This is a genomic window from Shewanella kaireitica, from assembly GCF_023284045.1.
Taxonomy (GTDB): Bacteria; Pseudomonadota; Gammaproteobacteria; order Enterobacterales; family Shewanellaceae; genus Shewanella; species Shewanella kaireitica.
Map to the genome: position 1 here is coordinate 46,238 of NZ_JAKIKQ010000023.1, position 21,765 is coordinate 68,002.

Here is a 21,765-nt window from a genome sequence, read left to right on the forward strand (position 1 = left end):
ACTCGTTAGCTATGTTTTTTAGCAAAAGCCTGCATGAATTTCACTAATTCAATAACACCTTCTATCGGCATGGCATTGTAAATGCTCGCACGCATTCCACCTACGCTACGGTGCCCTTTTAGGGCAACTAATCCGGCCAATTTAGCCTCTTCTAAAAAGAGGTCATCAAGCTCAGGGTTAACAAGTTGAAAAGTTACATTCATTCGAGAACGATTCAAGCTAGCAACCCCACTCGTATAGAAACTAAGATCATCAATACATTGATACAGTAACTGAGCTTTCTCAATGTTAATTTGTTCTACAGCCTCCACCCCACCGCTCGCTTTTAACCAAGCAAAAACTTCTGCAGCTAAATACCATGCAAAAGTAGGCGGAGTGTTATACATAGAAGCGTGTTTAACCGCCAACTTGTAATCCATGATAGAAGACTGCGGCAAACTCGGAAGCGTCAACATATCATCTCGAACAATGACAATACTCAAACCTGATGGGCCAATATTTTTTTGTGCACCCGCATAGATAAGGCCAAACTGGCTTACGTCTATTTTTCGCGACAAGATATTTGATGACATATCAGCGATAACTGGCCATGGGCTATTAACAGTGTCAAAGATCTCTATGCCATCTACAGTCTCGTTCGGGCAATAATGTAGGTATCGATAATCTTTATCGATAGTTGATAATTCAGGTATAGAAACACTGTTTAAGCCATTACTTTTTTCGACAATATTAATGGTGTCGATATTATCTTCACCAGCCAGTTTTTTAGCTTCCTCTACGGCAGCTGAAGACCAACTGCCATCAACAAGGTACAGCGCTTGTCCATTATTACCAAGAAAGTTATTGGCAATAGCAGAAAACTGACCTCGCCCACCACCATGCATAAAGAGTACATGATAATTCAAGGGGATATCCATTAACTGTCGTAGGTCTGCTTCAGCTTGAGTCGTTAGCGCTATAAACTCTTGACTTCGGTGGCTAATCTCCATCACCGAAGTACCCATATTATTCCAATCTAACAACTCTCTCTGTGCTTTTTGCATAACAGCTTGAGGTAACATGGCGGGTCCAGCACAGAAATTAAAAGTAGCGCTCACAGTATTGTCCTTTTATGTACGATCAGTTTATACGTGGTTTTTTAGATTCTTTTCTTAGTATATCGTAACGTTCTGGTGGCTAACACGAAAAAGTCGTTTCACTTTAATAAATCACTGTTTTGTAAAAATGCTTTATTGAGTCATGAAATGAAAAATTTAAACGCTCTACTTTAGCTGCCCATTTCGAAAATCGTATTATTGCTTTTTACAGGAGCTTTCCAGCCTCTTTTCTATTAAAATACTAAAGTCATTTCATTTGAACAAAAACTCGCCTTAAACGATAGACAGCCACTAGTAATATGGAACCTTATGCTCAACAATAGCCATATAAGAATGATTATAATCTTTCGTTGGATCCATACATGTTTTTAAGACCCTTTTTATTATTCAGCTCTCTATCGATTGCTACCTTGTTACCAAACACTGCTGCTTATGCCAGTACCTCTGAATACAAAGTCCTTGCAGATAATTTCAAACACAATTTCCACAGTAAAATGAAAGCCAATAAAGTACCTGGTGGAGCATTTGTTATCGTTGAGGGAGATACAATACTTAAGTTAAGTACTTACGGAAAGCGCACTAAAGGTGGTAGTAAAAATGTAAACTCGGAAACCGTATTCAGACTCGCATCAGTGTCTAAGACTTTCGCTGGAACACTTGCTTCAATGCTAGTTCAAGAACACAAACTCGATTGGAAGCAACCGGTTATAAGCTATATTCCTGAGTTTGACCTTGCTGATAGGCAAGCAGCAAAACAGATCAATCTAGGCCATATTATTGGACATAGTACGGGTCTATGGCCCAACAGCTATGACAACTTAATAAATGCTAATGTAAAAATGCCTAAAATTATCTCCAAGTTTGATGAACTTACACCAATGTGTAGCCCCGGAGTCTGCTATGGCTACCAAAATGTGGCCTTTTCGTTTATTCAAACTGCGATAGAAACACAAACCCATCAAAACTATGCTGAACTTTTACAGCGCAGAATCTTTACACCACTAAAAATGAGTTCTGCGTCGGTAGGCTACGACGCTTTTCAAAATACAAAAAATAGAGCTGAACCTCATGTAAAAACAAAATCTGGATTCAAAAAGGTAAAAGTTAAACCGAACTACTATCAACTCGCACCTGCTGCTGGTGTTAATGCCAGCATTAGCGACATGTCCAAATGGCTTATGGCAAATCTTGGGCAAAACCCAAGTGTAATATCAGAGAGCGTGCTTAAGGATGTCACTACACCTGGCGTTAAAACCACTCGAGAGTTGAGGCGCAGAGATTGGCGCGCCTACCTTGATAGCGCACATTACGGAAAGGGTTGGCGTGTTTATGAGTTTGAAGGTCGACCTTTAATCTATCATGCTGGATGGGTCGCAGGTTACGTTGCAGAAATATCCTACTCTCCAGAGCTCAATATCGGAATGGCTATGCTTTTAAATGGTGAGTCGAGAGTCATTGCAAAGCTTAGTTCTCAATACTGGCGAGATGTTTTCAAACAAGCTGATAAACTCGACAAACAATAGTATTTCTTATTTAACCCTGACTAAAACAAAAAAGGATGCCAATGGCATCCTTTTTTACTTGATAGTAAGTTTAGCTATTTAGTCTTCAGACTCTGTTGATTCAGAACCTTCTGCATCAGAAGCTACTTCTGTAACCTCCTCGCTGACGATAGGGTTACCCTCTTCATCAAGTTCAACTTCGTCATCTTGTATTTCATCAATACGCTGCAGACCTACTACTTTTTCATCTTCCGCGGTACGGATAATAGTAACACCTTGAGTATTACGACCAATACTAGATACACCTGTTGCAGGAGTACGAACTAAGGTACCTTTGTCGCTGATAAGCATGATCTCGTCATTCTCACCAACTTGTACCGCACCCACAACCGCACCGTTACGTTCGCTTACTTTGATAGAAACAACACCCTTTGTACCACGGCTCTTAGCTGGGTACTCAGACAGTGCAGTTCGTTTACCATAACCATTTTCAGTTACCGTCAAGATAGCGCCATCTTCTTTAGGCACAATTAGCGATACCACGGTTTGGCCATCTTCAAGCTTGATACCACGAACACCTGTAGCGGTACGGCCCATCGCACGTAGTGCAATTACCTCTTCTCCGGTTTCTGGATCAATCTTCACTTCACCAGTTTCAGCATTACGTGCTTTTTCATTAAAGCGAACTACTTTACCTTCGTTAGAGAACAACATGATATCGTCATTACCATCGGTAATATCAACACCAATCAGTTGGTCACCATCTTTCAAGTTAACAGCAATAATGCCGTTAGCACGAGGGTTGCTGTAGGCTGTTAACGCTGTTTTCTTAACGGTTCCGTGAGAGGTTGCCATGATGATATATTTATCATCGGCATATTCACGTACAGGTAGAATAGCAGTAATACGCTCGCCTTCAGAAAGTGGTAATAAGTTTACAATAGGGCGTCCACGAGCAGTACGACTTGCAAGTGGCAATTGGTAAACTTTCAGCCAATACATTTTACCGAAGTCAGAGAAACACAAAATAGTGTCGTGGGTATTTGCTACCAATAGTTTCTCGACGAAATCTTCATCTTTAACTTTAGTTGCTGCTTTACCCTTACCACCACGGCGCTGCGCTTGGTAATCTGTAAGCACTTGATATTTTGCATAGCCAAGATGAGAAAGTGTAACTACCACGTCCTCTTCGTTGATGAGATCTTCAAGACTCATATCAACTTCATTAGCATTGATAACTGTGCGACGTTCATCGCCAAAGTTTTCAAGTACTTCATGTAGCTCTTCAGTAATCACTTCCATCAAACGTTGTGGGCTGCTTAAAATAAGTAGCAACGCCGCGATGATTTCAAGTAACTCTTCATACTCAGCAATGATCTTGTCGTGCTCAAGGCCTGTTAGACGGTGTAAGCGAAGCTCTAGAATGGCTTGAGCTTGCTGTTCTGTCAGGAAGTACTTGTCATCACGGATACCAAATTCTGGCTCTAACCACTCAGGACGAGCGGCATCATCGCCTGCTTTTTCAAGCATGCCTTTAACATGGCCAAGCTCCCAACCTTGTGCCACAAGCTTAACTTTAGCTTCAGCAGGCGTTGGTGATGCTTTAATGAGCGCTATGATCGGATCGATGTTTGCTAGTGCTACAGCAAGCGCTTCCAATATATGGGCGCGCTCTCGGGCCTTACGTAGTTCAAATACGGTACGACGCGTAACAACTTCACGACGATGAAGAATAAAGCACTCTAGCATCTCTTTAAGGTTAAATAGTTTTGGTTGACCGTTAGTCAACGCAACCATATTAATACCAAAAGAGCATTGCATTTGTGTTTGAGCGTATAGGTTGTTGAGCACAACCTCGCCAACTTCACCACGCTTGATCTCAATAACGATACGCATACCGTCTTTATCAGACTCATCGCGTAGGCCACTGATCCCTTCAATCTTTTTATCTTTTACTAGCTCGGCAATCTTTTCGATTAGACGAGCTTTGTTAACTTGATATGGAATTTCGTGAACAATAATACGTTCGCGACCATTCTCTTCTTCAATTTCAGCTTTAGCACGCATAACTGCGCGGCCACGGCCAGTCTTATAAGCATCAATAATGCCCTTGCGACCATTAACGATAGCTGCTGTTGGGAAGTCAGGTCCTGGAATATGTTCCATTAACTGTTCGATTGATAACGCAGGATCTTCAATAAGCGCTAAACAACCGGCAATTACTTCACTCAAATTATGAGGTGGGATGTTTGTTGCCATACCAACCGCGATACCTGAAGAACCATTAACTAGTAATGTCGGTATGCGTGTTGGTAAAACAGCAGGTATAAACTCGGTACCATCATAGTTAGGTACAAAGTCAACCGTCTCTTTTTCAAGATCGGCTAGTAATTGATGCGCGACTTTGTCCATACGGATTTCGGTATAACGCATTGCAGCTGCTGCATCACCATCAACTGAACCAAAATTTCCTTGGCCGTCGATAAGCGGGTATCTCATAGAGAATGGCTGTGCTAAGCGAACGATCGTGTCGTAAACCGCGGTGTCACCATGTGGGTGATACTTACCGATTACGTCACCGACCACACGAGCCGATTTCTTATATGGTTTGTTCCAGTCGTTTTTCAATTCGTTCATGGCGAATAAAACGCGACGGTGAACAGGCTTTAAGCCATCACGAACATCGGGCAGTGCCCGGCCTACAATTACACTCATAGCGTAATCGAGGTAAGAATTCTTTAATTCGTCTTCAATATTAATTGGTGTTATAGATGAAGCCAGATCAGTCATAAACTGCTCGATCCCCTGAAATTTAGCACGCTATTCTCACTGTTAAGAATGGCCATGCTTGAAAACGTGATTTGGCATTCTAACACAGTTATTTGATGGCGCTAGACCCAATACTGTATTCATTTTAAATAAGCAGTAAAAGGCAATACTATTGATTAAAATCAAGGCATAAGTGCATTTTATAGCCACTTCGAGTGGATCTTAGAAAACCAAGCGATATCCGCTTTGTTTATTGTCGCTAATCATTATAATGAAGCACAAAAGACGAATTAATCGATCTGAGGTAATTAACAGTGCAAAACAACAATAATGTCGACCCTGAAGAGATTGCAAAATTTGAGAAAATGGCGGCGACTTGGTGGGATCCAAACGGTGAGTTCAAGCCCCTGCACAACCTTAATCCACTGCGCCTCAATTATATCGATCAGACAGCTGGCGGTATTTTTGGTAAAAAGATACTCGATGTCGGCTGTGGTGGCGGGATCTTATCTGAAAGTATGGCGCGTATTGGTGCTAATGTTACTGGCCTTGATATGGGTGAGGAACCGCTTGATGTTGCTCGTCTTCATGCATTAGAAACTGGGGTTTCTATTGACTATATAAAAAATACTGCAGAAAACCATCGAGACGAACACAAACAACAATATGATGTCATCACCTGTATGGAAATGCTTGAACATGTGCCTGATCCAAGCTCAGTCATCCAAGCATGTGCCGATATGGTTAAACCTGGCGGCTATGTATTTTTCTCCACCATTAATAGAAACATTCGAGCCTACGTAGAAACTATTTTAGGTGCGGAATATTTATTAAAAATGTTACCAGTCGGCACCCATGACCACAATAAGTTTATTAGACCTTCGGAGCTAATTAGCCTAGCTGATAATGCCGAGCTAATCTGCACCGATGCAGTAGGTATAACCTACAACCCTATTACCGATGTGTTTAAGTACACAAAAAGTTTAGAAGTCAATTATATGATAGCAACGACTAAAAATGACTGATTGCCACTTAACAGAAAAGCGCCTCGCCATTAAAGGGGTGCTTTTTGATCTTGATGGCACTTTAGCCGACACTGCACCAGATATGATTGAGGCACTCAATATTAGCCTTGCACAGTTCGGTTTTGCCGCAGTTAATAGCTGTGAACTTCGTTATCAAGCGTCACATGGTAGTTTAGCTTTAGTTCAAACAGCATTGCCTGAGCAAAACGAAGCTATGCATGCTCAAGTACAATCTGCACTACTGAAAAACTATCCCCAAGTAAACGGTAAGCATTGTCAGCTTTTCGCTGGCTTAGATGCTTTTTTAAACTTATTGTCAGAGCAAAACATTCCATTTGGGGTCGTCACTAATAAACCCGCTAGATTTACCCGCCCACTGATGATTAAAATGGGTTTTGATAAACGCATGCCAACAATCGTGAGTGGCGATAGTACTTTGCATTCAAAGCCTCACACAGCGCCAATGCTACTCGCTGCGCAACAGTTGTCAGTCAGACCAGAACAGATCCTCTATCTTGGTGATGCTGAGCGAGATATGCAGGCAGCGAAGGCTTGCGGTATGCATGCAGGGCTCGCGGAATGGGGCTATATTGGACCCGATGATGCAATTATAGAATGGCCTAGCGACGTCAGTTTTGGTGATCCATATGTCCTAAGCAGATGGCTTAAAAACCAACTAAGTATATATACCAGTACTACCTGAAGATGCTCGTTTCAGAAGCATTGTGCCAGTTCAATTCTAGGCACATTGACGTAGAAATGGTTATTCCCTTTTAAGTGAGTGCAACAACGAAGTGGGCTGGCACAAAGCCTTCCGCGATGGGCGCATCTTATATAAAAAGCATGGACTTTACTCTGTGTTATTGATTTTACTAAGGGAACGACCATTAATCGCAATCAATGCCTCGCCTACATGGACGTAGGTGCTTAGGTTTAGCATGGAGCAATGAACCTGTGATTAAAGCCCATTAAATTCCCACTGAATCCTGCATCTTAAAGTAGAACGGGTATAAGCATTCTATCTGGATTATTAAAGATGAAGATCGCTATAAGATCCTGCGATCTTCAACAAGTTTTTTGGCTGGCTAAATATTCATCTTCAACGGAGAACTCAAATCAAAACAAGCTTCAAGGGTTAGCTATTACTAACCCTAACAATTATCCTCAAGATATCCACAACTTGTACCCACAATTCATACTTGCAAAAATCCAATAACCTCACTATCTTGTACCTTAGAAATTTTAAAACACCATATATTGTGTGTGAGTGACAATCTTAGACACTAGTTAGTAGGTTGTGTCAACAGATTGGATGCCACTGTTTTACAGTTTTATTTGGATTGTTTACAGGGAAACGTACAGTGCGCCTATACAGGTCACTTTCATAAATATAAGAACCAAGGTTTATCTTTAATGAATAGCAATATGACAGTCACAAAACGTAGTGGCGAACGTGAAACCATTGATCTTGACAAGATCCATCGTGTTATAGAATGGGCAGCTAAAGGACTCACCAATGTGTCAGTCTCTGAAGTTGAATTACGTTCTCACCTACAGTTTTTCGAAGGGATCCCGACAGAGGCTATTCACGAGACTATCATTAAAGCAGCTGCAGATTTAATCTCGCCTGAAGCGCCGGATTACCAGTTTTTAGCAGCCAGACTTGCCATTTTCCACTTACGTAAAAAAGCATTTGGACAGTTTGAACCACCAAAACTATTTGACCATGTGGTCAAGCTCATTGAGTTAGGCAAGTACGACGCCCATATACTTGAAGATTATAGCCGCGAAGAGATCGACATTTTAGGCGGTTATATTGATCACTGGCGCGACATGAACTTTTCTTACGCTGCCGTTAAGCAGTTAGAAGGTAAGTATTTAGTTCAGAACCGCGTCAGTCATGAAATTTATGAAAGCGCTCAGTTCCTTTATATCTTGGTTGCCGCATGTCTATTCGCGAAATATCCAAAAGAGACTCGTCTTAAATACATAAAAGATTTTTACGATGCGACTTCTACGTTCAAGATTTCGCTTCCGACACCGATTATGGCTGGTGTTCGTACACCTACTCGCCAATTTAGCTCATGTGTATTGATTGAGTGCGGTGACAGCTTAGATTCAATTAACGCCACGTCATCTTCCATCGTTAAATATGTGTCGCAGCGAGCAGGGATCGGCGTTAACGCAGGCCGTATTCGTGCATTAGGTAGTCCTATTCGCGGTGGTGAAGCATTCCATACAGGTTGCTTACCTTTTTATAAGTACTTCCAAACTGCAGTAAAATCTTGTTCGCAAGGTGGCGTTCGTGGTGGAGCTGCAACCCTGTTCTACCCTATTTGGCATTTAGAAGTTGAATCACTACTTGTGCTAAAGAACAACCGTGGTGTAGACGACAACCGTATCCGTCATTTAGATTACGGCGTTCAAATCAACAAGTTGATGTATCAACGTATGATCCAAGGTGGCATGATTAGCTTGTTTAGCCCATCAGATGTACCTGGTATGTATGATGCTTTCTTTGAAGACCAAGACGAGTTCGAACGCCTTTACTTAAAGTATGAAGCAGACGAGAGTATTCGTAAGCAACAAGTTAAAGCAGTAGAACTGTTCTCATTGATGATGCAAGAACGTGCATCGACTGGACGTATTTACATTCAAAACGTCGATCACTGCAACACTCATAGTCCATTTGACTCTAAAGTTGCACCAGTTCGTCAGTCTAACTTGTGTTTAGAGATCGCACTACCAACCAAGCCACTGAACAACATCAATGATCCAGATGGTGAAATTGCCCTTTGTACGCTTTCGGCATTAAACCTAGGTGCAATTAAGAATCTAGAAGAACTTGAGCCTCTTGCGGATCTCGCTGTACGTGCACTTGATAATTTATTGGATTATCAGGATTACCCGATCATCTCTGCAGAGAAGGCATCGATGAATCGACGTACTCTGGGGATCGGTGTGATTAACTTCGCCAATTACCTTGCTAAAGAAGGTGTTCGATACTCAGACGGCTCAGCGAACAGCATTACCCATAAAACGTTCGAAGCGATTCAGTACTATTTGTTGAAAGCTTCAAACAATTTAGCAAAAGAGCAAGGCGCGTGCCCTTCGTTTCATGAAACAACTTATTCTAAGGGTATTTTACCAATTGATACCTACAAGCGTGATCTTGATAAGATCTGTGATGAACCATTACATATGGACTGGGAATCTCTGCGTGAAGAGATCAAAACTCATGGCCTGCGTAACTCTACGCTTTCAGCATTGATGCCTTCTGAGACGTCATCGCAGATCTCAAACGCTACTAATGGTATTGAGCCTCCACGAGGTTTAATCAGTGTTAAGGCCAGTAAAGATGGCCAACTAAAGCAAGTAGTCCCTGATTTTGATAAATATCAGTACAGCTATGAGCTGCTTTGGCAAATGCCGAATAATGACGGCTACATTCAGTTAGTTGGTTTGATGCAAAAGTTTGTTGATCAATCTATTTCGGCTAACACGAACTACGATCCGGGCCGCTTCCCAGATGGTAAGGTTCCGATGAAGGTATTGCTGAAAGATCTATTAACTGCATACAAATATGGTGTGAAAACACTTTACTATCACAATACCCGTGATGGAGCTTCAGATAGTCATGATGATATCACTGCCATTGAGGTAGAAGATGACAGTTGCGCTGGTGGCGCATGTAAGATCTAATCCAACGGATTTCATCACTCGTATTTAAACGTTAATTATAGGGGGCTATGCCCCCATTATCGGAAGATAGAAAAATGGCCTACTCTACATTTTGTCAAACACCAAACAATGCAATGCTTGAGCCTATGTTTCTTGGGCAATCAGTCAATGTTGCTCGTTACGACCAACAGAAATATGAAGTTTTTGAAAAACTAATTGAAAAGCAGCTTTCATTTTTCTGGCGTCCAGAAGAAGTAGACGTAAGCAAAGATAAAATTGATTATGCCGCTCTGCCTGCCCATGAGAAGCATATCTTTATCTCAAACCTGAAATACCAAACACTACTAGATTCGATTCAAGGTCGTTCGCCAAATGTTGCTTTTCTGCCTTTGGTATCGTTGCCTGAACTTGAAACTTGGATCGAGACTTGGTCATTTTCTGAAACCATTCATTCTCGTTCTTACACCCATATTATTCGTAACATCGTCAATGATCCATCGGTTGTTTTTGACGATATCGTTGAAAATGAAGAGATCTTAAAACGTGCAACTGATATTGCGGCGTATTACGACAAGTTGATAAAACTCAGCCAAGCATTCCATTTGCTTGGAGAAGGCAGTCATCAAATAGACGGTGAAATCGTAGAAGTCACTAAGCGCGAAATCAAAAAAGCGCTTTACCTTTGCATGGTGTCGGTAAACGTCCTCGAAGCGATTCGTTTCTATGTCAGCTTTGCTTGCTCATTTGCTTTTGCTGAACGTAATGTGATGGAAGGTAACGCCAAAATCATCCGTCTTATTGCTCGTGATGAAGCTTTGCACCTAAATAGTACCCAGCATATTTTAAAAATTATGCATGCCGGTAAAGACGATCCTGAAATGGCAGAAATTGCCAAAGAGTGTGAACAAACCGCAATCGACATCTTTGTTAAAGCGGCTGAGCAAGAGAAAGAATGGGCTAAATACCTATTCAAAGACGGCTCTATGATTGGCCTAAATGAGCAAATCCTTTGCCAGTATGTTGAGTACATCACCAATGAACGCATGAAAGCGGTTAATTTGGAGTCACCATATGCAGAGCAAAGCAATCCACTACCTTGGATGAAGAACTGGCTAGAGAGTGATGCAGTGCAAGTCGCACCTCAAGAAGTGGAAGTATCATCTTATCTAGTTGGCCAAATTGATGCCTCTATTGATGAAGACGAGTTTTCTGACTTTGACCTTTAAACCTGTTAACTTTAGCCTAGCTAGCTTTAAAAAAGCGCCTATTGTAAGCCTGCAAGGACAACCTGTGCTGCTGTTTAATCAACAGCACCTGACCTTACTTGAGGCGCTAGAACAAAAAAAAGTGAGTACATTTTCAGAGTGCCGCAATGGCTTTTGTGGCCAATGTAAGACTAAAATTATCAGTGGTTCAGTCAGTTATATCACCGAACCACTGGTTACCTTAGAAGCCGATGAATGCCTGCCCTGCTGTTGTGTTCCTGATACCGACATCGATTTAGATCTATCTGTTGATGGCGCAGAGATAGTTGTAAGAGCACCTAAGCATAAACAACATCAAGCTAGCGAATCGGTTGAGTAAACAAGGTTTTTAGCTTGCCCTATTATCGTTATTTTCCATTATTGCGCTAACCTTACATTCGCTTTTTAGACATGAGTTTATGTAAGTCATTCACCTCTGTAAGGGCCGCACTGCCATACCAAGGCTTAAGATCCATGATTAAACTTCTAGCCTTTATTGCAGGATCAGAAGCGGTGAGCGCTTTGGCCTCTTCAATGGTTACAACATCAAAAATATAAATCCCTCTTAAATCACCTTCCTCTAAAAACGGCCCCGCTTTAAAAATGCAATCACATAGCGTTTCATACCATATTCATCAGCCCACGCATTTACGGCTCTTTTAGCGTCATAATCAGGATTTACACTGGTAGCTGCATTTACGTTACAGGGCATCAAAGCAATGATGGTAATGACAGCTAATTGTTTTATTAATTGTCTGAACATAGCGACTTTCTTGTTACTGTTTGCCTAAAGGTAATTCACATGACACAAAAAAGCCTGCTTAATTCTCTTTACGAATAAAGCAGGCTTTGATACCTATCAGTATTTAATAAGCATATTAAAGTGAGATAGCTAACTCCGCGCCTTGGCGTATTGCTCGCTTAGCATCAAGCTCAGCGGCAACATCTGCACCACCAATAAGATGCACAGGAATACCGGTTGACTTCATCTCGTCAACCAACTCAGTATTTGACACTTGTCCGGCACAGAGCACTACGTTGTCGACAGCTAATATCTCGGGCTTTTCATCAACAGTGATGTGTAAGCCTGCTTCATCAAATTTGTCATAGCTAACACCTGTTTTCATCGCGACTTGATGTTGTTTTAAAACAGAGCGATGGATCCAGCCAGTAGTTTTACCTAACCCTTTGCCCATCTTAGTGGTTTTACGTTGCAATAAAAAGACTTCACGATGCTTGTCATCTAACACCGGTTCTGTAAGGCCGCCAGCTTCTTTATATTCTTTATCAATGCCCCACTGCTTTAACCACTTATTAGCGTTTAACGTTGACGATTCATCTTCACAAAGGTAATGAGCCATATCGAAACCAATACCGCCCGCTCCTATCAAAGCAACTTTCTGTCCAATTTCAACATCGCCATTGAGCACTTGTTGGTAATCAACTACCTTGGGGTTATCAAAGCCTGGTAAATCAAGTGGCCTTGGTTTTACACCCGAAGACATCACGATTTCATCAAATTTTTCATCTCTAACAACGCTAGCATCAAGCCGAGTGTTTAACCGCAACTCCACCTTATGCAATTTGATTTGATTGAGGAAGTAGCGAATTGTTTCGTCAAACTCCTCTTTGCCGGGGATCTTTCTAGCCAAGTTAAACTGGCCACCCACTTCCGATTTAGCTTCAAATAGCACCACTTCATGACCACGTGTCGCAGCATAAATTGAAAACGCCATCCCAGCAGGGCCCGCTCCCATGACAGCTATACGCTTTTTAACCTTAGCAGGGGTAAAGTTGAGTTCAGTTTCATAACAAGCTCTTGGGTTAACCAAACATGTTGCACGCTTAAGTGCAAAAGTATGATCGAGGCAGGCTTGATTACAACCGATACAGGTATTAATAAGTTCTGGAGTATTCGCTTCAGCCTTATTAACAAATTCTGCATCGGCTAAGAATGGCCTCGCCATAGACACCATATCTGCTTGACCTGATGCGATAATAGACTCCCCAATTTCTGGTGTATTAATCCGGTTAGTGGCGATGAGAGGAATGCTCATCTCTTTCATCAGTTTTTCTGTAACCCAAGCAAATGCGCCGCGCGGAACACTGGTAGCAATAGTTGGTACTCGAGCTTCATGCCAGCCTATACCAGTGTTGATAATAGTCACTCCAGCACTTTCTAGAGACTTAGCAAGTTGTACCACTTCATCCCACGTCGAGCCGTTATCGACCAAATCCAACATCGATAACCTAAAGATGATTATGAATTCCTTGCCCACTTTAGCGCGGATCTGCTTTACGATTTCAATAGGGAACTGCGCTCTATTTTCGAAAGATCCACCCCATTTATCCGTGCGCTTATTGGTTCGAGAGCTTATAAACTGGTTAATCAAATAACCTTCACTCCCCATCACTTCAACGCCATCGTAACCCGCCTTTTTAGCCAATGCAGCGCTAGTAGCGTAGTCTTTTATCGTCCCGGCAACCTGACGCGTTGACATTTTAGAGGGGGTAAAAGGAGTAATAGGAGACTTAATCTTACTTGGCGCCTGTGAAAATGGATGATAACCATAGCGGCCAGCGTGAAGTAGCTGCATGCAGATCTTGCCGCCAGCATCATGAACGGCTTTAGTGACAACTGTGTGCTTCTTTACCTGCCATGGAAAACTTAATTGACAAGCATTGGGAGCCAGCCTTCCTCGTAAATTGGGTGATATACCACCGGTAACAATTAACCCCACTCCACCTTGTGCACGCTCTTTATAAAATGCTGCCAGTTTCTCAAAGCCGCCCTTTTCTTCTTCTAAACCTGTATGCATTGAGCCCATCAATACGCGGTTTTTTAACTGGGTGAAGCCCAGATCTAAGGGTTCTAATAAATGCGGAAACGACATTCAAACATCCTTTTTAAACAAGTGATTTAATTCAGCATACCTTGTGTTATCAATAAGCTCAATAAGGGAGTGATCAGATTCCTTTACAATTGAGTTTTCCTTTCTAAAGGATTTTCAGTTAGCATTATGCTAATTCGGATTTAAAGGAGTGGCTAATGCCCACTAAACCCTCAGTTTTTAAAAGGATATTTCTGCTTTGCTGGAATATTATAAATGGCACAAGAAAGCTATTTCTAAACCTTATTTTTTTCGGTTTGATTATTGCGCTTATCGTAACCCTTAGCAGTGAAGAGACATTAAAAGTTGAAGATGGCTCAGCGCTAGTGCTGAACCTGTCAGGCACTATCGTTGATCAGAAACGTCGTGTTGATCCTTTAGAAGCTGCAATGAAAAGCGGCAGCGCTAAAGATGGTAGTGGCGAAATTCTGCTATCGGATGTCATCGATGTCGTTAACAATGCAGCTTCTGATGCTCGAATTAGTCAATTGGTACTCGATCTAGGCCATTTACGTGGTACAGGCATGAGTAAACTGCAATCTATAGGCGAGGCATTAAACCACTTTAAAGAATCAGGCAAACCTATTGTCGCTCATGCAAATTGGTTTGGACAAAACCAGTACTTCTTAGCAAGTTATGCCGACGGCATTTATCTCAATCCACAGGGCAGTGTTGAAATAGAAGGCCTTGGTCGCTACCGTCAGTATTTTAAGTCTGCCTTAGATAAACTTAAAATCAAAGCGCATGTTTTTAGAGTGGGTACCTTTAAATCTGCTGTAGAGCCTTTTATTCGTGATGATATGTCTGACGCGGCTAAAGAAGCTAACTTGGCACTTTTAAATGATTTATGGGAAAGTTACAGCACTACTGTAGGCCAAAACCGTAATATTGATGCCAGCCAATTGTCATTATCAGCCAAAGAGTATTTGACTGAGCTCGATAAAGCTGACGGCCAATCTAGCCAGATGGCACTTAACCTTAATTGGGTTGATGAGTTAAAAACAGCTGAACAGTTTCGCTTGAGTATGGTCGACGCTGTCGGAAAATCTTCTGATGGTGAATCTTTTAAACAAATTGATTTTTACGATTATCTCTCTGTCACTGCGAGTCACCCTCTTTTATTAGCTGATAACAAAGTCGGTATTATTGTAGCCAAAGGGAAGATTTTAAACGGGTCACAACCCGCTGGTGAGATTGGTGGCGAAAGCACTTCAGAACTACTACGTAAAGCCCGTTTTGATGATTCAATCAAAGCTGTAGTACTTCGAGTTGATAGCCCCGGTGGTAGCGCATTTGCTTCAGAGCAGATCCGCCAAGAAGTGTTAGCATTAAAAGAGGCTAACAAGCCAATTGTCGTCAGCATGGGCAGCTACGCCGCTTCTGGCGGTTATTGGATCTCTGCGAGTGCTGATTATATCTACGCGACTCCAACAACCTTGACGGGCTCTATTGGTATTTTTGGCATGGTGACCACTTTTGAGGATTCTCTAGCGAGTATTGGCGTACATACTGATGGCGTTGCAACCTCTGATTGGGCTGGTTTTTCTGTTACCAAAGGGATATCACCTCAAATAAGTGCAGTGATTCAGCGTCACATTGAGCGCGGATATAAAGACTTTATATCACTGGTTGCAACAGAGCGAGATATGACCTTAGAGCAAGTAGACAGAATTGCTCAAGGGCGAGTATGGACGGGCCGCAAAGCACTTGAGCTTGGACTAGTCGATGGTATTGGTGATTTACAAAATGCTGTTACTCATGCAGCTGAACTTGCGAAAATCGATCATTTTGATACTGAAGTGATCCAACAAGAGTTATCTCCTCAAGATCAGTTTATACAGGAGATGTTTGCATCAGTTGCTGTTTATATACCAGAAAGCCTGACTCAAACCACTTTGTTAGAAAAGCTTTTAGGTGAGTTCTCTAGTGTCGCCGAAACATTACAAACTTTTGATGACCCCAATGGTGTCTATCTATATTGTGATACATGCACTGACTAACACCTTTATACATAACGCTTATAAACAAATATTAAATAAAGCCCAGTTTTACTGGGCTTTATTCTATCTGCACCTTTATAATCACTCTATTGTGTTCAAAAACAAAAATAACATGACTAAACGCTGTATATATGTCGCCTACACAGGCGGAACCATAGGTATGCAAAAAACTGAGCAGGGCTTTGCGCCTGTAGCGGGTTTTTTAACAGAATGTGTTAAAGCAATGCCGGAGTTTTACCATGAAGAGATGCCAGACTTTGTCATTAGCGAATACTCGCCACTTATCGACTCTTCAGACATGGCGCCTACCGATTGGCAAATGATAGCTAATGATATCAAAGCTAACTACGACCAGTACGACGGCTTTGTTATCCTCCATGGTACTGACACTATGGCGTATACGGCGTCGGCGCTGTCTTTCATGCTGCAAGGCTTGTCTAAACCCGTTATCGTTACCGGCTCACAAATACCATTAGCCCAGCTGCGCTCTGATGGTCAAACAAACTTATTAAATGCGCTATACATTGCGGCGAACTACCCTGTTGCCGAAGTTTGTTTATTCTTTAACAACAAGCTATTTAGAGGTAACCGCACCACTAAAGCTCATGCTGACGGATTCAATGCTTTTGCATCACCTAACTTTCCTTTGCTACTTGAAGCTGGGATAAAGATCCGTTGGCATGCGGGCGAGCGCGCAGATGAAAATCCAACTAGACCTTTAGAAGTTATCAATATAAGTCCTCAGCCCATAGGTGTAGTCACTCTGTACCCTGGGATCAATACTGAAATTTTTGCCAATGTTTTACAACAACCGGTGAAAGCACTAATACTTTTAACCTTTGGCGTAGGTAACGCTCCGCAGACACCGGCATTATTAAAGACACTCAGAGATGCACATGATCGTGGCATTGTTTTAGTAAACCTAACGCAGTGTTTGCAAGGAAAAGTCAATATGGGAGGGTATGCGACAGGTAATGCTCTAGCATCCGCAGGTGTTATCAGTGGTTATGATATGACTACTGAAGCAGCACTGGCTAAGCTGCACTACTTACTGTCTACAGACCTTACTCCTGAGGCCATCCGCGCAGCCATGGAACAATCAATTGTCGGCGAATTGACCCAAGATTAACTACATCTTAGACAAAAAAGCCGCTCTTGATAGAGCGGCTTTTACTTTTATAAATCTAATTTAAAGCTCTTTCTCTTTAAATTCAGCGATTGAGTCGCCTCTAAACTGCTTTTTAAGTTCAGACTTGGATAACTCATTAACCTGCCCTTCACTATTAATAGTAAAATGCTCAGTTTGAGTGAGCTTCCTTGCTTGATAAAGCATCACCACTTGCTGCGTTGAAGCACGCTGCTCTTGGCTTAGCACTGTACCATCTTCCCACTTACCGAGCTCTACCGCACTTAATAAGCGCTCGTAGACTTCGGTGGGCATTTCATCGATGACTTTATTGATATCTGTCATACTTTTTTCCGTTTATGCAGCACGATTTGTACTCGTGTGATGAGATAGCCAACAAAACCTAAAGCAAATGCGCCGCCGGCAACAGTAGCACGGGTACCCTCTGCAGGCTCTCCTCCCCAAAACCAAGTTACTACGCCGCCAATAAATAACGTCAGTGCAAGAAAACTTTGGTTCATTAATTGGTTAGAGCGCTTAATATGGCTAATAACCTGCAAGCTTTCATTATCAGCAGAAATATTCGCCTTACAATGAGAGCACTGTTTTGCCATGCTCGATATCCGCTCACCACAGCCGGGGCATTTTACTAACGCCATATATTCACCTCTGCCGCTCTTATTAACTGTTCATTACTTCAATTTATCTACAACTGCATTCATTGCAATCAATGATGCCTCACCGAGATAAATACAACGCTCCGGTGACCATCCAGCCATTAAGTCAGGCATGTTATCGTTGTCTTTAAACGGCATTTCCAAAGTATTAGAAAGACAACCAAATGTATGAGCAACCCAGTTGGAACCTACAGTAAGGTTTGCTTGACCAGGCTGATCTTTATCATAGCCAAACTCAGTTTGAAAATCTGGGCTGGCCATTTGCAATGCATCAACAAATGCTTGCTGACGTTCAGCATCTTCTTTGGTGTATGCTGGCACGCCTTCACAGCCAGCCAAGAACACAAAAGGTAAGCCTTCATCACCATGAACATCATAAAAAAGATCGACGCCAGTCTCTTTCATCTTGTTAACGACATAAAAGACTTCTGGGCTTTTTTCTAATGAAGGAGATTGCCATTCACGATTTAAGTTTGTCCCGACAGCATTGGTACGAAGGTGTCCACGAACACTTCCGTCTGGATTCATGTTCGGTACTATGTAGAAGTTTGCTTTATCAAGCAATGATTTCGCTGTTGGGCAGTCACTATCTAGTAGATTGTTGATCAGACCTTCAACTAACCATTCTGCCATCGTTTCACCTGGATGCTGACGTGCAGTGATCCAGATATTAGCCTTCTCCTCGTCACCATCACCGACTTTAATCAGCGTCATGTCACGCTCATCTAATGTTAAGCCTAAATGCTCTAAACTAACCTGTGGGTGCACTTGTACAGCCGCGAGTAGATCTTGGTGACGCTCGTAACTATAAGGTGCGAAATAAGCAATTTGAATAGCGTCACAATCTAAATCGACTTCGATTGTCAATTTACCGTCTTGATATGTGGTTGGCAGTCTAAACCAGCTTTGTCTATCATAGGTCGCTACTGCTTGATAATCGTCCCAGCCTTTTACATAAGAAGCTTTATCTGCATTGACGATATTAAGTGTGTACTGAGTTCCTACGACACCGTCTAGTTTGAAGTTAAACCACTGAAAAAACTCTCCGCCCTCATCTGGACGTATGGCGAGCTGCACATCATCTTTATTGTCTGCGTTGATTACTTCTATGTTTCCGCCATCAAAATTCGCGCTAATACGCATAACACTTCCTTTTTACTGTTTAGGGCTGTGATCAGCTAGATATCAATCTTTGCGCTATAGAATAAACCAAAACGTGATAAGGAGCAGCCAAAAGCGTGCAATAACCCCTAAAAATCACGGTTCTGTAAGGTTTACGTTGCACTAACGGCCAATACAGAGCTTTACCAACAACCTTAAATTCCATACAATCCCTGCAATTCCTAGAGATAGAGGGAGTGCTGACTCCCCTGTTAGAAATCGCATTCGTAAAAGAACGGAGAAAAAAATGACCCAAGCTAGACATTGTAACTTACTTATTCTGGGTTCAGGCCCTGCAGGCTATACAGCCGCAGTATACGCCGCTCGCGCCAACCTTAAGCCTGTCATGATCACGGGTATGCAGCAAGGTGGACAACTTACGACGACGACTGAAGTTGAAAACTGGCCTGGTGATGCAGATGATCTTACCGGTCCAGCATTGATGGAGCGTATGCAGAAGCACGCTGAAAAATTTGAAACTGAAATTATTTTTGATCATATCAATGAAGTTAACTTAAATGTGCGCCCTTTCCAGCTTAAAGGCGATAATGGCGAGTTTACTTGTGATGCTCTTATTATCTCAACAGGTGCATCTGCTATGTACCTTGGGCTTGAGTCAGAAGAAGCTTTTAAAGGCCGTGGCGTTTCTGCTTGTGCGACTTGTGACGGTTTCTTCTACCGTAATCAAAAAGTTGCTGTAATTGGTGGTGGTAATACCGCCGTAGAAGAAGCACTTTACTTAAGTAACATCGCTTCTGAAGTTCACCTTATTCACCGTCGTGATTCTTTCCGTAGCGAAAAAATCCTAACTAAACGTCTAATGGATAAGGTAGAAAACGGTAACATCATTTTGCACTTAGACAATACACTTGAAGAAGTTGTCGGTGATGCAATGGGCGTTAATGGCCTTAAGATGAAAAGCACTAAAGATGGTAGCATCAAAGATTTAGATGTTGCAGGCGTGTTTGTTGCGATTGGCCACAGTCCAAACACTGGCATGTTTGAAGGCCAATTAGAGATGAACAATGGCTACATTAAGGTCGAAAGTGGCTTAAATGGTAATGCAACACAAGCGAGTATTGAAGGTGTTTTTGCTGCAGGGGACGTAATGGATCAACATTATCGTCAAGCAATTACCTCTGCAGGTACAGGCTGTATGGCAGCGTTAGATGCAGAGCGTTACTTAGACGCTCAGTAATCATAATTCCAATTTAAAAAGCAGGCGTTAAGCCTGCTTTTTTTATGCTTGAAACCAAGAGATTAATGCCTGTATTGCATAAACTGGCGATTATACTGATTGGTATTAGTGGACTTAATTTTTTCTAACATGCAAATTTCAGCTACAAAAAAGGGAGCCCGAGGGCTCCCTTTTTACAAGAATCAAAGCTAATTACTTAGCTAAAGCTTCTTTTGCTTTTTCTACTAAAGTTGTAAATACAACTTTATCAAAAACAGCGATGTCAGCCAGGATCTTACGATCGATTTCAATAGAGGCTTTTTTCAAACCATTAATGAAACGGCTGTAAGACAGACCATTTTGACGAGAAGCCGCATTGATACGTGCAATCCAAAGTTGACGGAATTGACGTTTCTTCTGACGACGGTCACGGTAAGCATATTGACCAGCTTTAGTTACTGCTTGAACAGCAACACGGTAAGTACGAGAGCGAGCTCCGTAATAACCTTTGGCTAGTTTGAGTACTTTCTTGTGACGAGCACGAGCGGTTACACCACGCTTAACTCTAGGCATTGTTCATTGCTCCTTTAATTAAGCGTATGGTAGTTGACGTGCAATTGCTGGCACATCAGACTTAGCTACTTGACATTTTGCACGTAAGTGACGTTTACGCTTAGTGCTCTTCTTGGTCAAAATATGACGTAAATGGGCTTGCTTGCGTTTGAAACCATTAGCAGTTTTCTTAAAACGCTTCGCTACACCCTTGTCTGTTTTCATTTTAGGCATTGCTAAAACTCCGCATTGGGACAATTAATAAAACGCAAGGCGAGCAGAGACCTTAACAGACCCCTGCTACTTTTATGGTTGCCTTACTATTTCTTTTTCGGCGCAAGAACCATGACAGCTTGACGACCTTCCATTTTAGGGAAAGACTCCACGACTGCAATTGCTTCCAAATCAGCTTTGATACGGTTCAAAAGATCCATACCTAGGCTTTGGTGAGCCATCTCACGACCACGGAAACGAAGCGTTACTTTCGCTTTGTCGCCGTCTTCTAGAAAACGAGTCAGGTTGCGTAGTTTTACCTGGTAGTCGTTTTCATCTGTACCGGGACGGAATTTTATTTCCTTCACCTGTACAATTTTCTGCTTCTTTTTTTGTTCCTTTTGAGCTTTCGCTTTATCAAAAAGGAACTTACCGTAGTCCATTACACGGCAAACCGGCGGCTCGGCATTAGGGCTAATTTCTACTAGATCAACACCTGCTTCGTCGGCAACTTCCTGTGCTTCTCTAATAGTTAAGATACCTAATTGCTCACCGTCAAGACCGTTAAGACGGACTTCTGATACACCAGTGATGAGCTCGTTAATTCTATTCGGGGCCGCCTGGCGCCCTGCTGTTTTTTTGATCTTTAT

19 protein-coding genes are annotated in these 21,765 nt (G+C 42.1%); 9 read left to right on the top strand and 10 right to left on the bottom strand.

Features of this window, described 5'->3' with window-relative positions; genetic code table 11:
* Positions 1-5: 5 nt before the first annotated feature.
* Positions 6-1,097: a 3-phosphoserine/phosphohydroxythreonine transaminase gene (gene serC / locus L2730_RS20135; RefSeq protein ID WP_248976221.1), complete on the bottom strand. Its 1,092-nt coding sequence runs from the start codon at positions 1,095-1,097 to the stop codon at positions 6-8.
* Between the two features lie 362 nt (positions 1,098-1,459).
* Here serC and L2730_RS20140 point away from each other — a divergent pair, with 362 nt between their 5' ends.
* On the top strand, positions 1,460-2,620 hold the full coding sequence (locus L2730_RS20140; RefSeq protein ID WP_248976222.1) for a serine hydrolase domain-containing protein: 1,161 nt from the start codon (positions 1,460-1,462) through the stop codon (positions 2,618-2,620).
* Positions 2,621-2,698: 78 nt separating this feature from the next.
* Here L2730_RS20140 and gyrA read toward each other — a convergent pair whose 3' ends face one another.
* Positions 2,699-5,389 (bottom strand): DNA gyrase subunit A, encoded by a 2,691-nt coding sequence (gyrA, locus tag L2730_RS20145; protein ID WP_248976223.1) that lies wholly within the window; start codon positions 5,387-5,389, stop codon positions 2,699-2,701.
* A 293-nt stretch (positions 5,390-5,682) separates the two neighbouring features.
* Here gyrA and ubiG point away from each other — a divergent pair, with 293 nt between their 5' ends.
* The 5 genes from ubiG to yfaE all read left to right on the top strand — a co-directional run bounded on the left by ubiG (position 5,683) and on the right by yfaE (position 11,658).
* Positions 5,683-6,393: a bifunctional 2-polyprenyl-6-hydroxyphenol methylase/3-demethylubiquinol 3-O-methyltransferase UbiG gene (ubiG, locus tag L2730_RS20150; RefSeq protein WP_248976224.1), complete on the top strand. Its 711-nt coding sequence runs from the start codon at positions 5,683-5,685 to the stop codon at positions 6,391-6,393.
* Positions 6,386-7,096, top strand: coding sequence for an HAD family hydrolase (locus tag L2730_RS20155; RefSeq protein ID WP_248976225.1), 711 nt, complete (start codon positions 6,386-6,388; stop codon positions 7,094-7,096). Before ubiG ends, L2730_RS20155 begins: the two co-directional genes overlap by 8 nt.
* A gap of 710 nt (positions 7,097-7,806) precedes the next feature.
* On the top strand, positions 7,807-10,095 hold the full coding sequence (nrdA, locus tag L2730_RS20160; RefSeq protein ID WP_248976226.1) for a class 1a ribonucleoside-diphosphate reductase subunit alpha: 2,289 nt from the start codon (positions 7,807-7,809) through the stop codon (positions 10,093-10,095).
* 74 nt (positions 10,096-10,169) lie between these two features.
* Positions 10,170-11,300 (top strand): class Ia ribonucleoside-diphosphate reductase subunit beta, encoded by a 1,131-nt coding sequence (nrdB, locus tag L2730_RS20165; protein WP_248976241.1) that lies wholly within the window; start codon positions 10,170-10,172, stop codon positions 11,298-11,300.
* Positions 11,269-11,658: a class I ribonucleotide reductase maintenance protein YfaE gene (gene yfaE / locus L2730_RS20170; protein WP_248976227.1), complete on the top strand. Its 390-nt coding sequence runs from the start codon at positions 11,269-11,271 to the stop codon at positions 11,656-11,658. The genes nrdB and yfaE overlap by 32 nt, the downstream gene beginning before the upstream one ends.
* Positions 11,659-11,898: 240 nt before the next feature.
* On the opposite strand, the gene L2730_RS20175 is transcribed toward yfaE, so the two are convergent.
* Both L2730_RS20175 and L2730_RS20180 read right to left on the bottom strand, forming a co-directional pair.
* A complete protein-coding gene (locus tag L2730_RS20175; protein WP_248976228.1) occupies positions 11,899-12,081 on the bottom strand; it encodes a hypothetical protein in 183 nt (60 codons plus the stop codon).
* 115 nt (positions 12,082-12,196) lie between these two features.
* Positions 12,197-14,212, bottom strand: a complete 2,016-nt coding sequence (locus L2730_RS20180) for an NADPH-dependent 2,4-dienoyl-CoA reductase (RefSeq protein ID WP_248976229.1) — start codon at positions 14,210-14,212, stop codon at positions 12,197-12,199.
* Positions 14,213-14,367: 155 nt separating this feature from the next.
* Here L2730_RS20180 and sppA point away from each other — a divergent pair, with 155 nt between their 5' ends.
* Both sppA and ansA read left to right on the top strand, forming a co-directional pair.
* Entirely contained in the window at positions 14,368-16,209 is a 1,842-nt protein-coding gene (gene sppA / locus L2730_RS20185; RefSeq protein WP_248976230.1) for a signal peptide peptidase SppA, read from the top strand.
* 112 nt (positions 16,210-16,321) lie between these two features.
* Complete coding sequence (gene ansA / locus L2730_RS20190; RefSeq protein WP_248976231.1) at positions 16,322-17,338, top strand: asparaginase; 1,017 nt, start codon at positions 16,322-16,324, stop codon at positions 17,336-17,338.
* Between the two features lie 60 nt (positions 17,339-17,398).
* Here the strand turns inward: ansA and L2730_RS20195 are convergent, their stop codons facing one another.
* Genes L2730_RS20195 through L2730_RS20205 form a run of 3 tightly spaced genes read right to left on the bottom strand, consistent with a single transcriptional unit; the run spans position 17,399 to position 19,155 of the window.
* The gene (locus L2730_RS20195; RefSeq protein WP_248976232.1) at positions 17,399-17,680 is read right to left on the bottom strand and encodes a YeaC family protein; all 282 of its coding nucleotides are present in this window, start codon (positions 17,678-17,680) and stop codon (positions 17,399-17,401) included.
* Complete coding sequence (locus tag L2730_RS20200; protein WP_020912569.1) at positions 17,677-17,994, bottom strand: hypothetical protein; 318 nt, start codon at positions 17,992-17,994, stop codon at positions 17,677-17,679. Before L2730_RS20200 ends, L2730_RS20195 begins: the two co-directional genes overlap by 4 nt.
* Before the next feature lie 33 nt (positions 17,995-18,027).
* A complete protein-coding gene (locus tag L2730_RS20205; protein WP_248976233.1) occupies positions 18,028-19,155 on the bottom strand; it encodes a M14 family metallopeptidase in 1,128 nt (375 codons plus the stop codon).
* A 265-nt stretch (positions 19,156-19,420) separates the two neighbouring features.
* Here L2730_RS20205 and trxB point away from each other — a divergent pair, with 265 nt between their 5' ends.
* Complete coding sequence (trxB, locus tag L2730_RS20210; RefSeq protein ID WP_248976234.1) at positions 19,421-20,371, top strand: thioredoxin-disulfide reductase; 951 nt, start codon at positions 19,421-19,423, stop codon at positions 20,369-20,371.
* 192 nt (positions 20,372-20,563) lie between these two features.
* Here the strand turns inward: trxB and rplT are convergent, their stop codons facing one another.
* The 3 genes from rplT to infC all read right to left on the bottom strand — a co-directional run bounded on the left by rplT (position 20,564) and on the right by infC (position 21,765).
* Positions 20,564-20,923 (bottom strand): 50S ribosomal protein L20, encoded by a 360-nt coding sequence (rplT, locus tag L2730_RS20215; RefSeq protein WP_012325107.1) that lies wholly within the window; start codon positions 20,921-20,923, stop codon positions 20,564-20,566.
* Between the two features lie 18 nt (positions 20,924-20,941).
* Entirely contained in the window at positions 20,942-21,136 is a 195-nt protein-coding gene (rpmI, locus tag L2730_RS20220; RefSeq protein WP_012142466.1) for a 50S ribosomal protein L35, read from the bottom strand.
* Positions 21,137-21,222: 86 nt separating this feature from the next.
* The gene (infC, locus tag L2730_RS20225) at positions 21,223-21,765 is read right to left on the bottom strand and encodes a translation initiation factor IF-3 (protein WP_079891934.1); all 543 of its coding nucleotides are present in this window, start codon (positions 21,763-21,765) and stop codon (positions 21,223-21,225) included.